Below are 17,422 nucleotides of genomic sequence, written 5' to 3'. Positions count from 1 at the left end.
TCGAAGGCTTGGCAGTGCCAGTCCACCAGGTTGTTAAGGGTCTGGTGCTCGACCATTACACCTTTGGGCAAACCGGTGGAGCCGGAGGTGTAGATCACGTAGGCCAGGTTATTGACCGTGGCCCTTTGAGTCAGCTCGCCGCTCATCTGCGCTGCCGGCAGACGGTCCAGTTCGATCACCGGCACCGACAACACCGGCAGCCGGCCAGCCAGCTCACTCAAGGTCAGCACCACCTTGGGCTGGCTGTCACTGAGCAGGTAAGCCAGCCGCTCGGCGGGGTGCGCCGGGTCGACCGGCACATAAGCACCACCGGCCTTGAGCACCGCCAGCAACCCCACCAGGGTGTCGAGGCCCCGGCGGGCGACAACGGCAACCCGCTCATCGGGCTGGACGCCCTGCTCCAGCAGCTGGGCTGCCAGGCCATTGGCGCGCTGTTCCAGTTGCCCATAGCTCAGGCTCTGGCCCTGATACACGGCGGCTACGGCGTCGGGACGCTCGGCAGCCTGCGCGGCCACGCGCTGGTCAATGGTCAGGCGCTGCGGATAATCCACAGCCGTGGCGTTGAAACCGTCCAGCAGCTGTTGGCGCTCAGCGGCCGGCAAAATCGGCAACTGCTCCAGCGTCTGCGCCGGATCAGCCCGCAGCGCTTCACTCAATTGCTGTACGGCCGCCTGCATATAGCCGCAGATGCGCTCGGCGCCGATGCTGCTGGCGGCCAGCACGGTCAGGGCAAAGTCTTCGCCCAGGTCATCGACACTCAAGGTCAGCGGGTAATTGCTGCGTTCTTCACCGCCCAGCAGTTGCACGCCTTCCCAGATCCCCTGGCCGTCGCGCGGCTGGTGTTCGACGGCACTGTGGCGGTAGTTAAGCAAGGCGCTGAACAGCGGCGAGCCCTTGGCCACGCCGCTGCAACGCTGGGCCAGCGCCAGCGAGGCATGTTCGTGACCGAGCAAGGCGGTCAGGCGTTGATGGGTGGTCTTGACCCCGTCACGCAGCGCCGCACGGGTGTCGACCCGCAGCGGCAGGGTATTGATGAACACCCCCAGCGCCCGGTCGGCGCCCTCGCCGCCCTGCATGCGGCCGAGCAATACAGTGCCGAACACCACGTCACGCCGGTTGGCCAGAACCCCCAATACCCGCGCCCAGGCCAGGTGCATCAGGCTCGCGGCACTGACCCCGAGCTGACGGGCCTGCTCGCGCAGTTGGCGGCTCAAGGCCGGCGCCAACGGCAGGCGCGCCTCCTCGATGCCACGCCCGTCGCCTTGCACGTCCTGCAAGCCAAACGGCAGGGTCGGCTCGTCGATATCGCCCAACAGCTCACGGAAGAACAGCTCATGCTCCTGCTCGCTGGCGCCAAGCCGGGCCTGGGCCACGTAATTGCGGTATGGCACCGGCTGGCTCAGCGACTGGGCCTGGCCGAACATCAGCGCCTGCATTTCCTGACCGACCACCTCCATGGCGGTATGGTCCAGGATCAGGTGGTGAAACAGCAGAATCGCGACCACCCGCTGGTTGACCGGGTCATCGGCGTAAACAATGCGCAACAGCGGCGCCTGGCTCAGGTCGAGCCGGTAGTGGCGGGCGTCGAAACGCGCCTGCAACTGGTTGAGCACATCACCGTCCTGCGCCGCCAGCGGCACGTGCTGCACCGGCAGCTCGGCATGGCGCCAGACCACTTGCTGGGCGGCGGGCAAGTCCTGCCAGAGCACCGCAGTGCGCAGAATGTCATGGCGGTCGATGACCTGCTGCAACGTCGCGGCGAAGGCCTGTAGACGTTCGACACTGTCAAACGCCAGACGCGACTGCAACAGGTACGGATCGCCGCGTTCGGCGCTGATGTGATGGTAAAGAATGCCTTCCTGCAGCGGTGCCAGGCCGTAGATGTCCTGCACATTCGCCGCACCGCCCGGCACGCTGCTGACGATCCGGTCGATCGACGGCTGGTCCAGCACGGTCAGCGACAACTGCTCCGGGCTGATATGTTCAGCGCCGCGCACAATCAAGTTGTCTGGCACCTGGACTTCCCGGCCGCTGCCCACCGCTGCCGCCAGCGCCGCCAGGCTTGGCTGGCTGAACAGCGCACGCACGTCGCAGCTCAGGCCGATCTGGCGCATGCGCTCGATCAGCGTCACGGCCAGCAGCGAATGCCCGCCCAGCTCGAAGAAGTGATCGAAGCGCCCGACCTGCTCGACCTTGAGCAACTCGCTCCAGATCGCCGCCAGGGCAATCTCGGTATCGCCCTGAGGCGGCACGAACGCGCGGCTGACCAGCGCCTGCTGGTCCGGGGCCGGCAAGGCGCGGCGGTCGAGCTTGCCGTTGCGGGTCAGTGGCAGGCTATCGAGCTGCACATAGGCAGCCGGCACCATGTAATCGGGCAACTGGCTGTGCAGATGCTCATGCAGTTCGGCCAGCAACGGCGCAGGCGCGCCGGCCTGAACAGTGAAGTACGCCACCAGGCGTTTGTCTCCCGGCGCGTCCTCGCGCACCAGCACCGCCACATCGCGCAATGCCGGCAGCGCCGCCAGCCGCGCTTCGATCTCGCCCGGCTCGATACGGAACCCGCGAATCTTCACCTGCTGGTCGTTACGGCCCAGATACAGCAGGGTGCCATCGGCCTGCCAACTGACCAGGTCGCCGGTGCGGTACAGCTTTGCCTGGGGCTGGTCGCTGAACGGGTCGGCAATGAAACGCTCGTCAGTCAGTTGCGGCTGGTTCAGGTAGCCCTTGGCTACGCCGTCGCCACCGACGTACAGCTCGCCCACCGCACCGACCGGCAACAACTGCTGGCGCGCGTCGAGCACATAAACCCGGGTGTTACCAATCGGCCGACCAATCGGGATGCTGCCCGGCCCGGCCTGGGTGATGAGCTCAGTGGTGGTAAAGGTAGTGGCCTCGGTCGGGCCATAGCCGTTGAGCAGGTGCTGCGGCGCGCCGTCGCGCAGGACCCGGGCGATTACCGCCGGGTCGAGCACGTCGCCACCGACCATCAGGTAGCGCAGCCGGCTGAACGCTGGCAGCAAGTCTGCGGCGTATTGATGAAACAGCCCGGCAGTCAGCCACAATACGCTGACCGCCTGCTGCTCCAGCAACGCGGCAAAGTCCTGGCGCGACAGCACGCTGTCCTGATCGACCACCACCACACAACCACCGTTGAGCAGCGGCGCCCAGACTTCCAGGGTGCTGGCGTCGAACGCCGGGTTGGAGGCGAAGGCCACCCGGTCCTGCGCGTTGAATTCGGCAAAGCCGTTATTGAGCACCAGCCGGCTGATGGCCCGGTGCGGCACCAGTACACCTTTGGGCGTGCCGGTGGAACCGGAGGTGTACATGATGTAAGCCACGCCTTCGGCTGATTGCATCAGATGCGGATCGTGGGCCGGATAGCCGTGCAGCACCTGCTCGTCGAGATTCAGGCGCCGCGCCGGATACTCCACGGGCTGGCCGCTCTCGGTCAGCAACAGCACCGCCTGGCTGTCCTGAACCATGAACGCCTGACGCTCGGCCGGGGCGTTGACATCCAGCGGCACGTACACCGCCGCGCACTTGCTGATTGCCAGTTGCGCTACCAGCAGCGGCAACGAACGCTCCAGCAACACCGCCACGCTGTGCCCGGACTGCACGCCCAGGCCGAGCAGATGATAGGCCAAGCGGTTGGCCTGCTCGTTGAGCTCGCGATAGCTCAACTGCTGCGCGCCATGCACCGCCGCCACCGCCTGCGGCTGGCGGGCAGCCTGCAGCTCGAACAGCCGGTGCACGGTTTGCTCGCGGGGATAGTCACGCCCGGTCAGGTTGAAACCGCTTACCACCCGCTCGCGCTCGGCCGCCGACAGCACCGAAACCTCGTGCACGGCACGGTGCGGGGCCTGCTCCAGAGCCAGCACCAGGTTGCCCAGCGCCGCATGCAAGGCCTCGCAGACCCGCACCCCGTCCACACTGGCCAGCGCTTGCACGGTCAGGCGCAGGCCGCTGCCGAAATCATCGACGTTGACCACCAGCGGGTAGTTGCTGCGCTCCCGGGAGCTGAGCACGTCAATGCCTTGCCAACCGGCGGCGCCGCTGTCTGGCGTGGTGCTGTGGCGATAATTGAGCAAGGTGCCAAACAGCGGCTGGGCCGCCGGCACCGCGCTGCAACGCAGCGCCTGAGCCAAGGATGCCTGCTCATGACCGAGCAACTCAGCCAGGCTTTGATGGGTGCTGCGCAGCGCCTGCAACACCGGGGCGGCATTGACATCAATGCGCAGCGGCAAGGTGTTGATAAACATGCCCAGCGCCCGGTCCGCGCCCTCGCCGCCCTGCAAACGGCCCAGCAGCACGGTGCCAAACACCACCTGCTCGCGCCCGGACAGGCGCGCCAGCACCAGTGCCCAGGCTTGATGCACCAGGCTCGCGATACTGATGCCCAGGTGCCGGGCCTGCTGACGCAGGCGTGCATCCAGTGCGGCATCGACCGGCAGGTGGCTGTCGACAATGGCACTGCCGTCGCCGTGAACATCCTGCAAGCCATAGGCCAGGGTCGGTTCGTCGATGTCACCGAGCATGGCCCGGAAGAACACTTCATGAGCCTGCTCATTGGCACCCAGTCGTGCCTGGGCCACGTAGTTGCGGTATTGCGCTGGCGGCGCCAGCGGCTGGGCAACCCCGGCAAGCGCCGCGCTGATTTCGGTAACCAGGGTTTCCAGCGCCGTGTGGTCGAGGATGATGTGGTGCAGCAGCAAAATCCCCACCCAGCGCTGATTGGCCGGGTCGCGGGTATAGGCCAGCCGCAGCAGCGGCGCACGGCTCAGGTCCAGCCGGTAATGACGGGGGTCGAAACGCGCCTGCAATTGCGTCAGTACATCACCCTGCAAAAGCGCTTCGTCGATTCGCTCAAGGGCCAGTGGCGCGCTGCGCCATACCACTTGCACCGCTTCTTCGAGCCCTTCCCAGACCACGCTGCTGCGCAGAATGTCATGACGGGCAATCACCGTGTTCAGAGCGGCGACAAAGGCTTTGATCCGCTCGATATCGGCAAACGCGAACTGCACCTGCAACACATAAGGGTCACCGGCAGCGCTGGCCAGGTGGTGGTAAAGAACCCCCGCCTGCAACGGCGCCAGGGCGTAGATGTCTTGCACATTGGCCGCACCGCCGGGCACGGTGGCCAGCACTTGGTCAATCTGGGCCTGGCTCAGGCTGGCCAGCGGCAGCAGGTCCGGGGTGATGTGCTGCGCATCGGTGGCAATGCGGTTGGCCGGCACCGCCACCTGCGGCGCAACGCGCTGTGAATCCCCCACCGCCGCTGCCAGCGCAGCCACATTCGGTTGGCCGAACAGCACCCGCACATCGGCGTGCAATTCGTGCTGGCGCATGCGCTCGACCAGCTTGACCGCCAATAACGAGTGACCGCCCAGCTCAAAGAAATTGTCATGCCGCCCGACCCGCTCGATCTGCAGCAGGTCCTGCCAGAGCCCGGCGATCAGTTGCTCGACCTCACCTTGCGGGGCCTCGAACTGCTGGCGGGCAAACGCTTCGCTGTCCGGGCGCGGCAGCGCCTTGCGGTCGAGCTTGCCGTTGGTGGTCAATGGCAAGGCATCCAGGCGCACAAACGCACCGGGCACCATGTAGTCGGCAAGGTTTGCCAGCAATTGCTCGCGCAGTTCAGCGACCGTCGGCGCTGCACCCTCGGCGGCGATCCAGTAAGCCACCAGACGCTGGTCGCCGGGATTGTCCTGGCGCGCGATCACCACCGCGTCACGCACGCCGGCACAGGCGGCCAGCCGCGCCTGGATTTCGCCCAGTTCGATACGGAAACCGCGAATCTTTACCTGATCGTCATTGCGACCCAGATAGTCCAGGTCGCCCTCGGCATTCCAGCGCGCCAGGTCGCCGGTCCGGTACAAGCGGGCCTGCGGGTCGCTGCTGAACGGATCGTTGATAAACCGTTCGGCACTCAGTTGTTCGCGGTTCAGGTAGCCGCGGGCCACCCCGGCACCGCCGACGTACAGCTCGCCCACCACGCCGACCGGCAGCGGCTGGCGTTGCTCGTCCAGCACATACAGTTGCAGGTCGGGAATCGCCCGACCGATCGGGCTGACCCCGATCAGTTGCGCGTCGGCCGCCTGCAACGGCCGGTAGGTAACATGCACGGTGGTCTCGGTGATGCCGTACATGTTCACCAGCCGCGTGCCGGCATTGCTCAGATTGGCGTACCAGGGCTTGAGCATGCCCGGTTCCAGCGCCTCGCCACCGAAGATCACCTCACGCAGCGAATGCTTGAACGGACTGCCCTGCTGGGCGGCGATCAGCTGGCGGAACGCGCTGGGGGTCTGGTTCAGCACGCTGACGCCGGCCTCGCAGAGCAAGGCGTAACACGCCTGCGGCTCACGGCTGATACGTTGCGGCACGATCAGCAACTGACCGCCGTAGGCCAATGCCCCCCAGATTTCCCAGACCGAAAAGTCGAAAGCAAAAGAATGGAACAGCGCCCAGACATCCTGCTGGTTGAAGTCGAACCACTCACGGGTGGCCGAGAACAGCCGGGTGACGTTGCGGTGTTCGACCATCACCCCTTTGGGCAGGCCGGTGGAGCCAGAGGTATAGATGACGTAGGCCAGATGCTGGCGGCCCAGGCCGACGACCTGCGGATTACTGGTGGGCTGGCTGGCAAGCCCGGCGTCGCCCAGCTCAATGATCGGCAGGTCGGCTGAGGTAACTCGCTCACGGCTGTCGCCCTGGACCAGCACTGCCAGCGGCGCGCTGTCTTGCAGGGTGAAGACGATGCGTTCCTGCGGGTAAGCCGGATCGATGGGCACATAGCCAGCGCCGGCCTTGAGCACCCCCAGCAGGCCGACGATCATTTCCACGCCACGCTCGACACAGATCGCCACCCGTTGATCCGGCCCGGCGCCCAGCGCCAGCAGATGATGGGCCAACTGATTGGCGCGGCTGTTCAATTGGCCATAACTGAGCCGCTGCCCCTCGAAAATCAGCGCCGTGGCCTGCGGCCGGGCTGCGGCGTGGGCTTCGAACTGCTGATGGATCAGTGGCAGGTCGGCAAACTGCTGCGGTGCCGGGTTCAGACCGTGCAGCAAATGCTGGCGCTCTTGGGCCGGCAGAATGTCCAGGTCATGCAGCGCGCTGTCCGGCTGCTGCTCAAGGGCCTGGCTCAGGCTGTGCAGCGCGGTCTCCAGGTAATGGGTGAACCGCTCGGCGCCAATGCGGGTATCGGCCATGGCGGTGATGCGCAAGTCTTCGCCAAGGTCGTCGATGTTCACCGTCAGCGGGTAATTGGTGCGCTCTTGGGCCCCGAGAATCTGGATGCCTGGGGCGACGTCGATGATCTGCGCGCCGTCGACGGCATCGCTGTGCCGGTAGTTGAAAATCGCGCCGAACAACGGGGTCGGCACGTTCACCGCACTGCAACGCTGGGCCAGCGCCAGCGATGCCTGTTCATGGCCGAGCAAGGCGGTCAGCCGCTGATGGGTGGCCAACACCGCGTCGCGCACGCCCTGCCCGCCAACATCAACCCGCAGCGGCAGGGTGTTAATGAACATGCCCAACGCCTGCTCGGCACCGGCGCCGGCGTCCATGCGGCCAAGCAGCACGGTGCCGAACACCACCGCCTCGCGGCCGGACACCACGCCCAGCACCCGGGCCATGGCCAGGTGCATAAGGCTTGCCACACTCACCCCGGTCTGGCGAGCTTGCGCACGCAGCGTGCGGCTCAGGCCGGCGTCGAGCATCAGCCTGGATTCTTCGATGTCCTTTACATCCGCTTCCTGCAAACCGAACGGCAAGGTCGGTGCATCAATGTCGCCGAGCATGGCAGCGAAAAATTGCTCTTGGGCGCCAATGTCGTTATTGAGCCGCACTCGAGCCAAGGCATCGCGAAACGGCACGGCCGCCGGCAACTGATCGGCCTGGCCGGCGAGCACCGCCTGAATCTCGCGCCGCACCACGTCCAGCGCGGTGTGATCCATAACCATATGGTGGAACAGCAACAAGGCCACCACCCGCTGATTGGCCGGGTCCTCGGCAGACACCAGCCGCAGCAGCGGCGCCTGGCGGACATCCAGACGCAACTGCCGCGAGTCATGCCGGGTGCGCAGTTGCTGCAATACATCGCCGTCAGTGGCCAGGCTCAGCGTCTCAAAAGCCAGGGTTGCCCGGCGCCAGACCACCTGCAGCGGCTCGTCGAGCCGGTCCCAGACGATGGCGGTGCGCAGGATATCGTGGCGATCGATCACCCATTGCAGCGCCTGGGCAAAGGCTTGCAGGTGCTCGGCACTGGCAAAGGCGAACTGCGCCTGCAGCACGTAAGGGTCGCCCTGCCCGGCAGCCAGGTGGTGATAAAGCATGCCCTCCTGCAACGGCGCCAGCGGGTAGATGTCTTGCAGGTTGGCCACACCACCGGGCACCGTCGCGACAATGCGGTCGATGGCCGCCTGATCCAGCTGCACCAGCGGTAGCATGTCCGGGGTGATCCGGTAGGCCGGGCTCAGCCAGTTGCCACCGCGCAGGGCGAGCATGTCCAGCAGCCCGGCCTTATGTTCGGCCAGGCTGTCCCACAGCGCATCGTCTAGCGTTTCATCGTTGCCCAGCAACATCAGATCGGCGCCTTCACGTTGCAGACCGATCGCGTGGGTGGAAAGAACAGCCATTAATTCGCGCAAATGCATGGGAAGAACCTGCCGTGAAATCGTTGACGGAAACAGCCGGGCGGGCGTTTTCCAACTGCAAAGCCAACGCGAGCCTTCCTGGCCCGCTACCGGGGGAGAAAACTAAAGCATCCGGCAGTGGCACTCTGACAGGGGAAGCAGGGACAAACCGCAGGATTGGGTTGAACGCATCGGGCCAGAGCGGTTCGTGGCCTTTGGGGCGGCATGGGCGGCGGGTGATTGGCCGCGAAAAAAAGCCCGCCATCAAGGCGGGCAAGCTCGCACATCCGTTCGGCTTACTTTTTATTGGCCATCTTGGCGGCCTGAGCAGCACCTTGTTCAGCGATCACAGTAAGCTTCTCGTCGGCGCCCTTTTCCTCGACCAGAGTGTCCTTAAGCAGCTTTGCCGCCTCGTCGAACCCCAGTTGCCTGGCCATGGCGATCAAGGTGCCGTAGCTGGCGATCTCGTAATGCTCGACCTTCTGCGCCGCGCCGATCAGGGCGGCATCGAGTACTTCGCCCTTCTCGATTTCTTCGAGCAGGTCTTTACTCTCTTCAACCAGCCCTTCCATCGCGACGCACTTGATGCGCTTGAGCTTGAGCCCGGTGACCTCGACCAGTTGATCGATCCGTTCGATCTGGCCACGGGTTTCTTCCAGGTGCGTTTCAAAGGCCTCTGCCAGTAACGGGTTTGTGCAAGCGCGTGCCAGGCGTGGCAGCGCTTTGGTGATCTGTTTTTCTGCGCTGTAAACATCGGAAAGTTCGTGCACAAACAGATCCTGAACCGTAGTACGGGTAGCTTTAGACATGACAATTCTCCAATAAAAATACGATACAACCGATAAACACCGGCTCACCTTAGTTACAAATACTCAGCCACTGCCAATGAAACACCTGACAGTCCATCACTGTTTAGCGCGTGCATCAACACCGGGTTTAGCCGCAAAAAAAACAAGTACACGGGCTCAGTAAAAGTGCCGTCAAAAAAGCCAGGCGAGGCAAGCATTGCAAGGTAAATACTGGCCGCAATGGACTACCTGAATTCGCTCACACGCAATGCGCTGTGTTTAGTTACGACCGAAGCTGACCGGCGAATCGTTCATCTTTCGATATTTATAATGACGGACGGCAAGACAAGCGGCGCCTTGGTCAATTGAACAGTGTCCAGTGGCAAAAGCCCACTCACCAACAACTGTCTATTTCAACTTTAATAACGGCCTGAAAGCCTGAAAAAGTTAAGCGGACAGCCCGGTTGGTTACGGATTGAATACCCCCGGCTCAGCTTTCCTTGCGCCAGCTCTCCAGGGTTCCGTGATGCTGTTGAGTCAGCTCCTGCTTGAGCTGGAACACCAGATCCACGATGGCCCGGCTGGTGGTCAGACTGGAGGCGTCAATCTCATGGGCAATGAACGATGGGTGGCCTTTGCCCGACTGGTAGACCGAAACGGTCATTTTCTGGTTGTGGTCGATGGTGCAGATGCACCTCAACGGAAGAAAGCCAGACTCGATGATCTGGCGAAGCTCTAGGGGCGACATCACGGCTGCTCTCCCGGACGAGTGGTGATCCATATGCAGTCGAAAGGAAATGTGCAGCGTTTGTTCCATGAACTGGACGAGCGGGCGCTGATTCCAGCAAACACCGGATTGCAGGACTAATTCGCGGCTGAAGCCGCTCCTACCCGGCCCGGCACCCCTGCGCGAGCACGCTCAGGACGGAAACCGCCCGCTGCAATACGCGCCGAGCATGTCACGCAGCCAAGGTGTCATCACCTGCTTGCCCAGCGCATCACCCAGCAAGCCCATGTCATCGGACACGCAGGCAGCGATCTCGGCATTGCGAGTAATACGAAAACAGCGTTTGAACACGTACTCGCGCAACTGTCTGACCTGCTCAGCCGCCTCTGGCGAAACATGCTCATGGCAATCGACCATGGTGCAGGCCTGCACCCAACTGCTGTCGAACGACTCACTGTCGCGCCGTTCCAGCAGCGCATCCCAGTCATCGATATGACCCAGCAAGCGCTGAAAGAAATCGTCGTGGTGCACGACAGCCATAAGCTCGGCAAGGCTTTGCATAATCAGTGCATCGCTCCATCAGAGGGCAGGATTCAGCCCTTGCCCGCCAGCAACTCCAGCACCTGCGCGTGCAGCGCCGGATCACCGCAAGCCACCACTGGGCCGCCATGCTGCGCCGTGCCGCCGGTCCAGCTGGTCATCACGCCACCCGCGCCTTCGATGATCGGCATCAGTGCCTGCACGTCATAAGGTTTGAGGCTCGCTTCGATGATCACATCGACATACCCGCTGGCCAGCATGCAGTACGCATAGCAGTCACCGCCCCAACGCATCAGGCGGGTCTGGCTGGCGACCCGATCAAAGGCTGCACGCTGCGCTTGATCAAACATGTCTGGTGTCGTCGCCATCAGCGTCGCTTGCGCCAGGCTCGCACAACGGCGGGTCTTCAGCGGCGCGCCATTGCACCAGGCGGCGTCGCGGGTGCCGACATAACGCTCACGGGTGAACGGCTGATTCATGATGCCCAGCACCGGCTGCTCGCCGTCATTCAACGCAATCAGGGTGCCCCACAGCGGCAGCCCGGTAATAAAGGCACGGGTGCCGTCGATCGGGTCCAGCACCCAGGTCAGGCCGCTGCTGCCAGCCACCGCCTCTTCTTCTTCACCGAGAATGCCGTCGTGCGGGTAACGCGCCTGAATCAGCTCGCGCATCACCCGTTCTGCCGCCTTGTCGCCCTCGGTCACCGGATCGAACAACGCCCCGCCCTTGTCTTGCACCGCCAGCGGCGCACGGAACCACGGCAAAATCGCCAGGCCCGAGGCATTGGCCAGTTGGTGGGCGAAAGTCAGGTACTCCTGGAGTTTTTCTTGCGGCAAAGACATGAGCGATTCCCGGGCTTGATGCGAATAACGGGGGCAGATTCAGACACGCCCGCCATGACAGGCGCGCATCATAGCCCGAGCGCATCAGGAATGCAGGCCCGGCGTCTTATCCGAGCGATTCCACGGATAACCCTTGGCCATCAGCAGCATCTCTTTGGCCTGATCGAGAAAATCACTGATCAGCCACGGCTTGGGCATGAACCGCGCATTGGCCGGCAACTCGTCATTGCGCACCGCGCGATGCCCGGATGTCACCAACACCGGAATCTGCGGCCAGCATTCAGAAATCAGCCAGGCCAGCTCGAACCCGTCGATCTTGCCCGGCATCTTGATGTCGGTGATCACCAGCCCGATGTCGGGGTGCTCCTGAAGAATCTTGAACGCCTGATCGGCATTGGGCGCACCCAGTGCCTTGATCTCTCCAAGCTCAAGAATCTCCTGGGCCAGTTCCAACAACACCGGCTCGTCTTCCACTACTAATACGTACTGTTCCATAGACTCGGCTCCATCAGTTGTTACCCATGTGAAGCCTTGACTGGACAAACGGTTCAGAGAATTTTGCCGAACGGTCGTGACCGTGGGTTTGGGCAAAGGTGGTGGTGACGGGGGTGGATTCCGATGAGTGGATAATGGCCTGATGCCTGGTCTTTGAGATGCTCAATCATGCCTGAACAGTCCCGATGGTTCCTGTCGGCAAGAACCATCGGCCGTCACGCGCCTTGACTAGAACGCATACACCAGTGTGGCCGTGGCGCTGCGCGGGGTGCCATACCAGCCACGTGAACCAATCGCGGTGTAGTATTTCTCGTCAAACAGATTATTGAGGTTGAGCGAAACACTGGTTTGCGCGGTGAACGCGTATTGCGCCATGACGTCGACAATGCTGTAGGCATCCTGGCCGAATGTTTCGTCATTGGGGCCGGCGCCTTTGTAGTACTCCGCCCCTTGCCAGCGCACCCCGCCACCCACTTTCAGTTGTGGCATCGACTGCAAGCGATAGCTGGTGAACAGCTTGAGGGTATCTCTGGGCACTTCAGTGCGCAGGCGCTGGTCATCCGAGTCCTCGATCACCGCGTAGGTGTAGCTGGCAGACATTTGCCAGTCAGGAAGGATTTCGCCAGCCATTTCCATCTCGAAACCACGGGTCTTGGTACCAGACTCGGCACGGTAGGCCTGATTGCCGTCCGGCGCCAGGTTGCTGCCGTCGGCCACCGCCAGGTTGTCCTGGCGGACCTCGAACACACTCAAGCCTGCGGTCAGACGCTTGTCCCAGAACTCGCTCTTGAGACCCAGCTCGTAATTCACGCCCTCTTCCGGATCAAGGTAGCTGCCAGTGACCGTCCTGTTGCTTTGAGGCTTGAAGATCGTGGTGTAACTGGCGTAGGCCGACCAGTTCTCGGACAGGTCATAGACCAGCCCCAGATAAGGCGTGACCACCCCGCTTTCGCCACGTGAAGTGCGGGTGACACTGCCGGTCGACAAGCGTTGGGAGAGGTCGTCACGTTGCCAGTCGATCACCCGTGCTCCGGTAATCAGCGCTAGATCATCGGTAAGGCTCCAACGCACCGAAGCCACCAGCCCGGTCTGGGTTTCGTCCTGCGCCGTGCGCGAAGAACGGGTATGGATCGCGCTCGGGGTCGCCAGCGAACCGTCCCATGTATAGATGTTGTCGATGGTCTGAAACGACCACAGCGGGTAACCGTAACTACGGTAGTAGGCTTTGTAGTGGCTGGCCCCAAGGTAGAGCTGATGCTCACGGGACAACAACTGGAACGGGCCGCAAGCCGACAGTTCGAACGAGGTCTGGCGCGGCTCCCCTGCCCAGCGGCCAGTCCAGGTACTGATGCCGCTGCCATCGGGGTTGACAGTACCGCTGGCAGCGGTGGCAAAGGCATCGTCATAGCTGCGGCGGCTATGCTCGGCGTTGAGTTTCAACTGCCAGCCATTTCCAAGCTCATGGTCCAGGCTGGTGAACAACGTCTTGCTCCGACGTTTGTGGTAGCTCCAGTCCGACGCCGAGTTGAACGAGCGCGAAGGCTTGAAATGACTGCCATCAGCGTTGTACATCGGGAAGCCGTGGTTGCCGGCGCCTTCGTTGTCCATTTCCTGGTATTCAGCCCCCACGGTCAGCATCGTGCTGTCAGTCAGATCCCACTCCACCACCCCGTAAGCCACCTGCTTTTCCAGGGACTGGCGGTCGACATGGCTCTGGCCATCGCTGGCCGAGGCAACCAGGCGCCCGCGCACATGACCGCTGTCCGATAGCTTGCCGGACAGGTCCAGCTCAGTGCGGTAGGTGTCCCAGGAACCGGCTTTGAGGGTCAGCGAACGCTGCGGTTCGAAAGTCGGCTTCTTGCGAATCAGGTTGACCGTCGCGCCGGGGTCCCCGGTGCCTGACATCAGCCCGGTGGCCCCACGCACCACCTCAACCCGGTCATAGCTGACCATGTCGGCAAGGTCGTCGCGAAATCCGAAGGTATCCGGGCGGTTGAAACCGTCAACCTGAATACTGCCGACCTCAAAGCCGCGCACATAGATATGGTTGGCGTCGCTGCCGGCCGGCCCCATGCTGTCGACCACCACACCGGGCGTCTGCTCCAGTACCTGGGTAACATCGGTCAGGTTCTGGTCGTCAATCTGCTGGCGGGTGACCACACTCACCGACTGCGGTGTCTCGCGTGCCGACAGGCGCAGCCCGGTCGCGGTATTGGCAGAACCTGTGGTGTAACTGCCAGTGCCTTCAGTGGTGGCCCCTAACTGCACGCTCGATACAGTGGTCGCGCCCAGCTCCAGCGCCCCTGGCTGTGCGGGTTGGGCCAACAGGTAACGATTGTCTGCGGCGCGCTGCATCTGCAGCCCACTGCCCTGCAGCAGGCGCGCCAACCCTTGCTCGGGCTCGTAACTGCCCTGCAACCCCTGACTGCGCAGGCCGGCGGTTTGTTCGTTGCTGAAGCTGACCGTCACCCCGCTGACGGTGGCGAACTGGTTGATGGCAGCGGCCAGCGAACCCGCCGGGATGCTGTAGGCGACCGGGTCTGCCCAGGCATTGGCCCCCACCAGCATCGCACCTGAAAGGCCCGCTGCCAGGGTGGCCTGACGAACACTGATGGCGAGGGGAGAAAAACAAGCGGACATCCATTGACTCCTGTTCCGTGGACGTTCGATTACCAATGCGAAACGCATCGATAACGAGAATCCTTCGCATGAAAAGGGGCGCAATGTTCTGTAATGTTTTGCTGGTTTGTCAACTGGCGATCAGGATTTTGCCACTTGGCAATATGCCACCACGAAGTGTCTGGTTCGGGGTTATCGCAGACTCCGGCGACCGTTACTGCTGACCTATGCGGTCCAGCTCGTGCTTGAGTTTCTCCGCTGTGAGGGCCGAATGATCCAGGCGCAAGAATGCTTCTAAACGCTGTTTGATCTGGTCGACTGTCGCGTCAAATGCGGCCTGAACATCGCTGTCTGATCCTTGCACGGTAGAAGGATCGGCAAGGCCCCAGTGGCTTTTGACAGCGGCTCCGAAATAGACCGGGCATGGTTCGCCTGCGGCCTGGTCACACACGGTGATCACCACATCCGGTGGTGAATCCGAAAAAACCTCTGAGCCTTTGCTGTAAAGATCGGTGGTGTCGATACCCAGCGCCTGTAGCGTGCTGACAGCGCGAGGATTGAGCTGGCCGCTTGGCAAGCTGCCTGAACTGACCGCAGTCAATCCACTCGGAGCCAGGTGGTTGAACAGCCCTTGCGACAGAACACTGCGGCAACTGTTGGCCGTGCACATAAACAACACTTTCATGGCTTTCTCCTAGGGGATGCTCAGCCGCAACGCCAGTGCCGCGAGCGTTACCAGCAAGATAGGGAGGGTGAGGATGCTGCCAACTTTGAAGTAGTAGCTCCAGCTGATACGGATGTTCTTTTGCGCCAGGACATGAAGCCACAGCAGTGTGGCCAAGCTGCCGATGGGGGTGATCTTCGGACCCAGATCGCAACCGATGACGTTGGCGTAGATCATGGCCTCACGCACCAGCCCCGTAGCGTTGCTGCCCTGGATCGACAGAGCACCGATGAGCACACTCGGCATGTTGTTCATGATCGACGACAGCAGCGCAGCGGTAATGCCCGTGCCCAAGGTGGCCGCCCACAGTCCATGCCCGGCGAACGTATCAAGCAACCCGGTGAGGGCGTCAGTGAGTCCTGCATTGCGCAGGCCATAGACCACCAGGTACATGCCCAGTGAAAACACCACGATCTGCCAGGGCGCGTGCCTGATGACTTTTTTTGTCGAGATGATGTGGCCTCTTGCAGCGATAGCCAGCAGGATTACCGCACACCCTGCAGCGACGGCGCTGATGGGGATGCCTGATGGCTCCAGGGCGAACAGCCCGAGCAACAGCAGGCCAAGCACCCACCAGCCAGCAATGAAGGTCGCCCGGTCACGAATAACCGCCTCTGGTGCCTCAAGCTGACCCACGTCGTAGCGGGCAGGGATGTCCTTGCGATAGAACATCCAGAGCATCACCAGCGTCGCCGCCACCGCCACTAGATTCACCGGCCACATGACTGACGCGTACTCTGCGAAACCCACGCCGAAGAAGTCGGACGAAACGATGTTGACCAGATTGGACACCACCATGGGCAGACTGGCGGTATCGGCGATAAAGCCTGCGGCCATCACAAACGCGAGGGTCGATGCAGGACTAAAACGCAGCGCCGTCAGCATCGCTATAACGATGGGGGTGAGGATCAGTGCGGCGCCATCGTTGGCAAACAATGCCGAGACGCTTGCCCCGAGCAGGATCATCAGCGCAAACAGACGCCCGCCTCTGCCGCCCCCCCAGCGGGCGACGTGAAGCGCTGCCCATTTGAAAAAGCCTGCCTCATCAAGCAGCAGACTGATGATGATCACGGCAATGAAGGTCGCGGTGGCGTTCCAGACGATGTGCCATACAACCGGCACATCCTCCCAACTGACCACACCCGTCAGCAACGCCAGACAGGCACCCGCAGCTGCGCTCCAGCCGACGCCCAAGCCCCTTGGTTGCCAGATAACGAGCACCAGCGTAACTACAAAAATCGATGCAGCGATAAACATGGGGATGTTCCAGATCAAGAGGTCAGCAGCAGGAGGTTTGGCGTACGGGCCTGTCGTGCATCGAAGCCAGCCGTCCTTGCTGGTCTTTGATCCAGCGCTGGTGGGTGTGCGTTGTGACCTTCAGAACATCCAGCGCCCACTGTTCAAGCTCGGGGTGCAGCCGGTAGTAAACCCACTGACCCTGCCTGCGGTCTGCGAGCAAGCCACAGGCACGAAGTTGGGCCAGGTGCCTGGATACCTTCGGCTGATTGTCATCCAGCGCCCAGATCAGCTCGCACACGCACAGCTCACCCTCAGCGCAAAGCATCAGCATGATCCGCGCGCGGGTTTCATCCCCCAGGCATTTGAAGAACGTGTGTGGTGCAAGAATCATCGGCGAGCGGCCTGCATATGCGGATAAACGAATATGCGGATGTAATCATATTTGACCCATTTGTACAAATGCCTGGCGAAGATAATTATCGGCCACGTCCGGGATGCTCGGTCAGGCCAGCATTGAGACTGGCTACAACGCTTATAACCGGTGCGACTCGTCACTCTCCTTTGCCAACCGCGCTGCCCCGGCCCTTTCCATCACGGCCAGCCCGAGCACAGCGATCGAAAACACAATCAACAACCACACGACAGAGTTTTCAATCGATTGAAAAGGCGATTCGAGCAGTTCCATGGCGTGATTCCTGTTCCAGGGCTGGGGTATTGCGACGCGCCTTGGTTCAGGTAGCCCGCGAGATCAGTGTGCAATGGCAGGCTCGACGACGGCCCCTGATGCCATTGAACACGCCCATCATGACTAACCC

Annotated in this window: 11 protein-coding genes; all 11 read right to left on the bottom strand. The window is 62.3% G+C overall.

The window, feature by feature from the left end; all coding sequences use genetic code 11:
- The coding region (locus NJC38_RS16575; RefSeq protein ID WP_253115870.1) for a non-ribosomal peptide synthetase at positions 1–8,654 on the bottom strand (8,654 nt) is incomplete at its 3' end.
- A 275-nt stretch (positions 8,655–8,929) separates the two neighbouring features.
- Positions 8,930–9,442 carry a ferritin-like domain-containing protein gene (locus NJC38_RS16570; protein WP_045491644.1) on the bottom strand — a complete coding sequence of 171 codons (513 nt, stop codon included), beginning with the start codon at positions 9,440–9,442 and terminating at the stop codon, positions 8,930–8,932.
- A gap of 469 nt (positions 9,443–9,911) precedes the next feature.
- Positions 9,912–10,169, bottom strand: coding sequence for a DUF1652 domain-containing protein (locus NJC38_RS16565; RefSeq protein ID WP_253115884.1), 258 nt, complete (start codon positions 10,167–10,169; stop codon positions 9,912–9,914).
- A 171-nt stretch (positions 10,170–10,340) separates the two neighbouring features.
- Positions 10,341–10,709, bottom strand: a complete 369-nt coding sequence (locus NJC38_RS16560) for a hypothetical protein (RefSeq protein WP_253115868.1) — start codon at positions 10,707–10,709, stop codon at positions 10,341–10,343.
- Between the two features lie 32 nt (positions 10,710–10,741).
- A complete protein-coding gene (gene hisN, locus NJC38_RS16555) occupies positions 10,742–11,530 on the bottom strand; it encodes a histidinol-phosphatase (RefSeq protein ID WP_253115866.1) in 789 nt (262 codons plus the stop codon).
- 84 nt (positions 11,531–11,614) lie between these two features.
- Complete coding sequence (locus tag NJC38_RS16550; RefSeq protein WP_045491653.1) at positions 11,615–12,025, bottom strand: response regulator; 411 nt, start codon at positions 12,023–12,025, stop codon at positions 11,615–11,617.
- 228 nt (positions 12,026–12,253) lie between these two features.
- Entirely contained in the window at positions 12,254–14,665 is a 2,412-nt protein-coding gene (locus NJC38_RS16545) for a TonB-dependent siderophore receptor (RefSeq protein ID WP_253115864.1), read from the bottom strand.
- Between the two features lie 193 nt (positions 14,666–14,858).
- Positions 14,859–15,329: an arsenate reductase ArsC gene (locus NJC38_RS16540; RefSeq protein WP_253115862.1), complete on the bottom strand. Its 471-nt coding sequence runs from the start codon at positions 15,327–15,329 to the stop codon at positions 14,859–14,861.
- Positions 15,330–15,338: 9 nt separating this feature from the next.
- On the bottom strand, positions 15,339–16,625 hold the full coding sequence (locus tag NJC38_RS16535; RefSeq protein WP_045491659.1) for an arsenic transporter: 1,287 nt from the start codon (positions 16,623–16,625) through the stop codon (positions 15,339–15,341).
- Between the two features lie 22 nt (positions 16,626–16,647).
- Positions 16,648–16,998, bottom strand: coding sequence for a metalloregulator ArsR/SmtB family transcription factor (locus NJC38_RS16530; protein ID WP_253115860.1), 351 nt, complete (start codon positions 16,996–16,998; stop codon positions 16,648–16,650).
- Positions 16,999–17,139: 141 nt separating this feature from the next.
- Positions 17,140–17,292 (bottom strand): hypothetical protein, encoded by a 153-nt coding sequence (locus NJC38_RS16525; RefSeq protein WP_253115857.1) that lies wholly within the window; start codon positions 17,290–17,292, stop codon positions 17,140–17,142.
- Positions 17,293–17,422: the final 130 nt, after the last annotated feature.

The organism is Pseudomonas sp. 21LCFQ010 (genome assembly GCF_024129905.1).
Classification (GTDB): Bacteria; Pseudomonadota; Gammaproteobacteria; order Pseudomonadales; family Pseudomonadaceae; genus Aquipseudomonas.
This window is presented reverse-complemented; position numbering and strand designations above follow the sequence as displayed.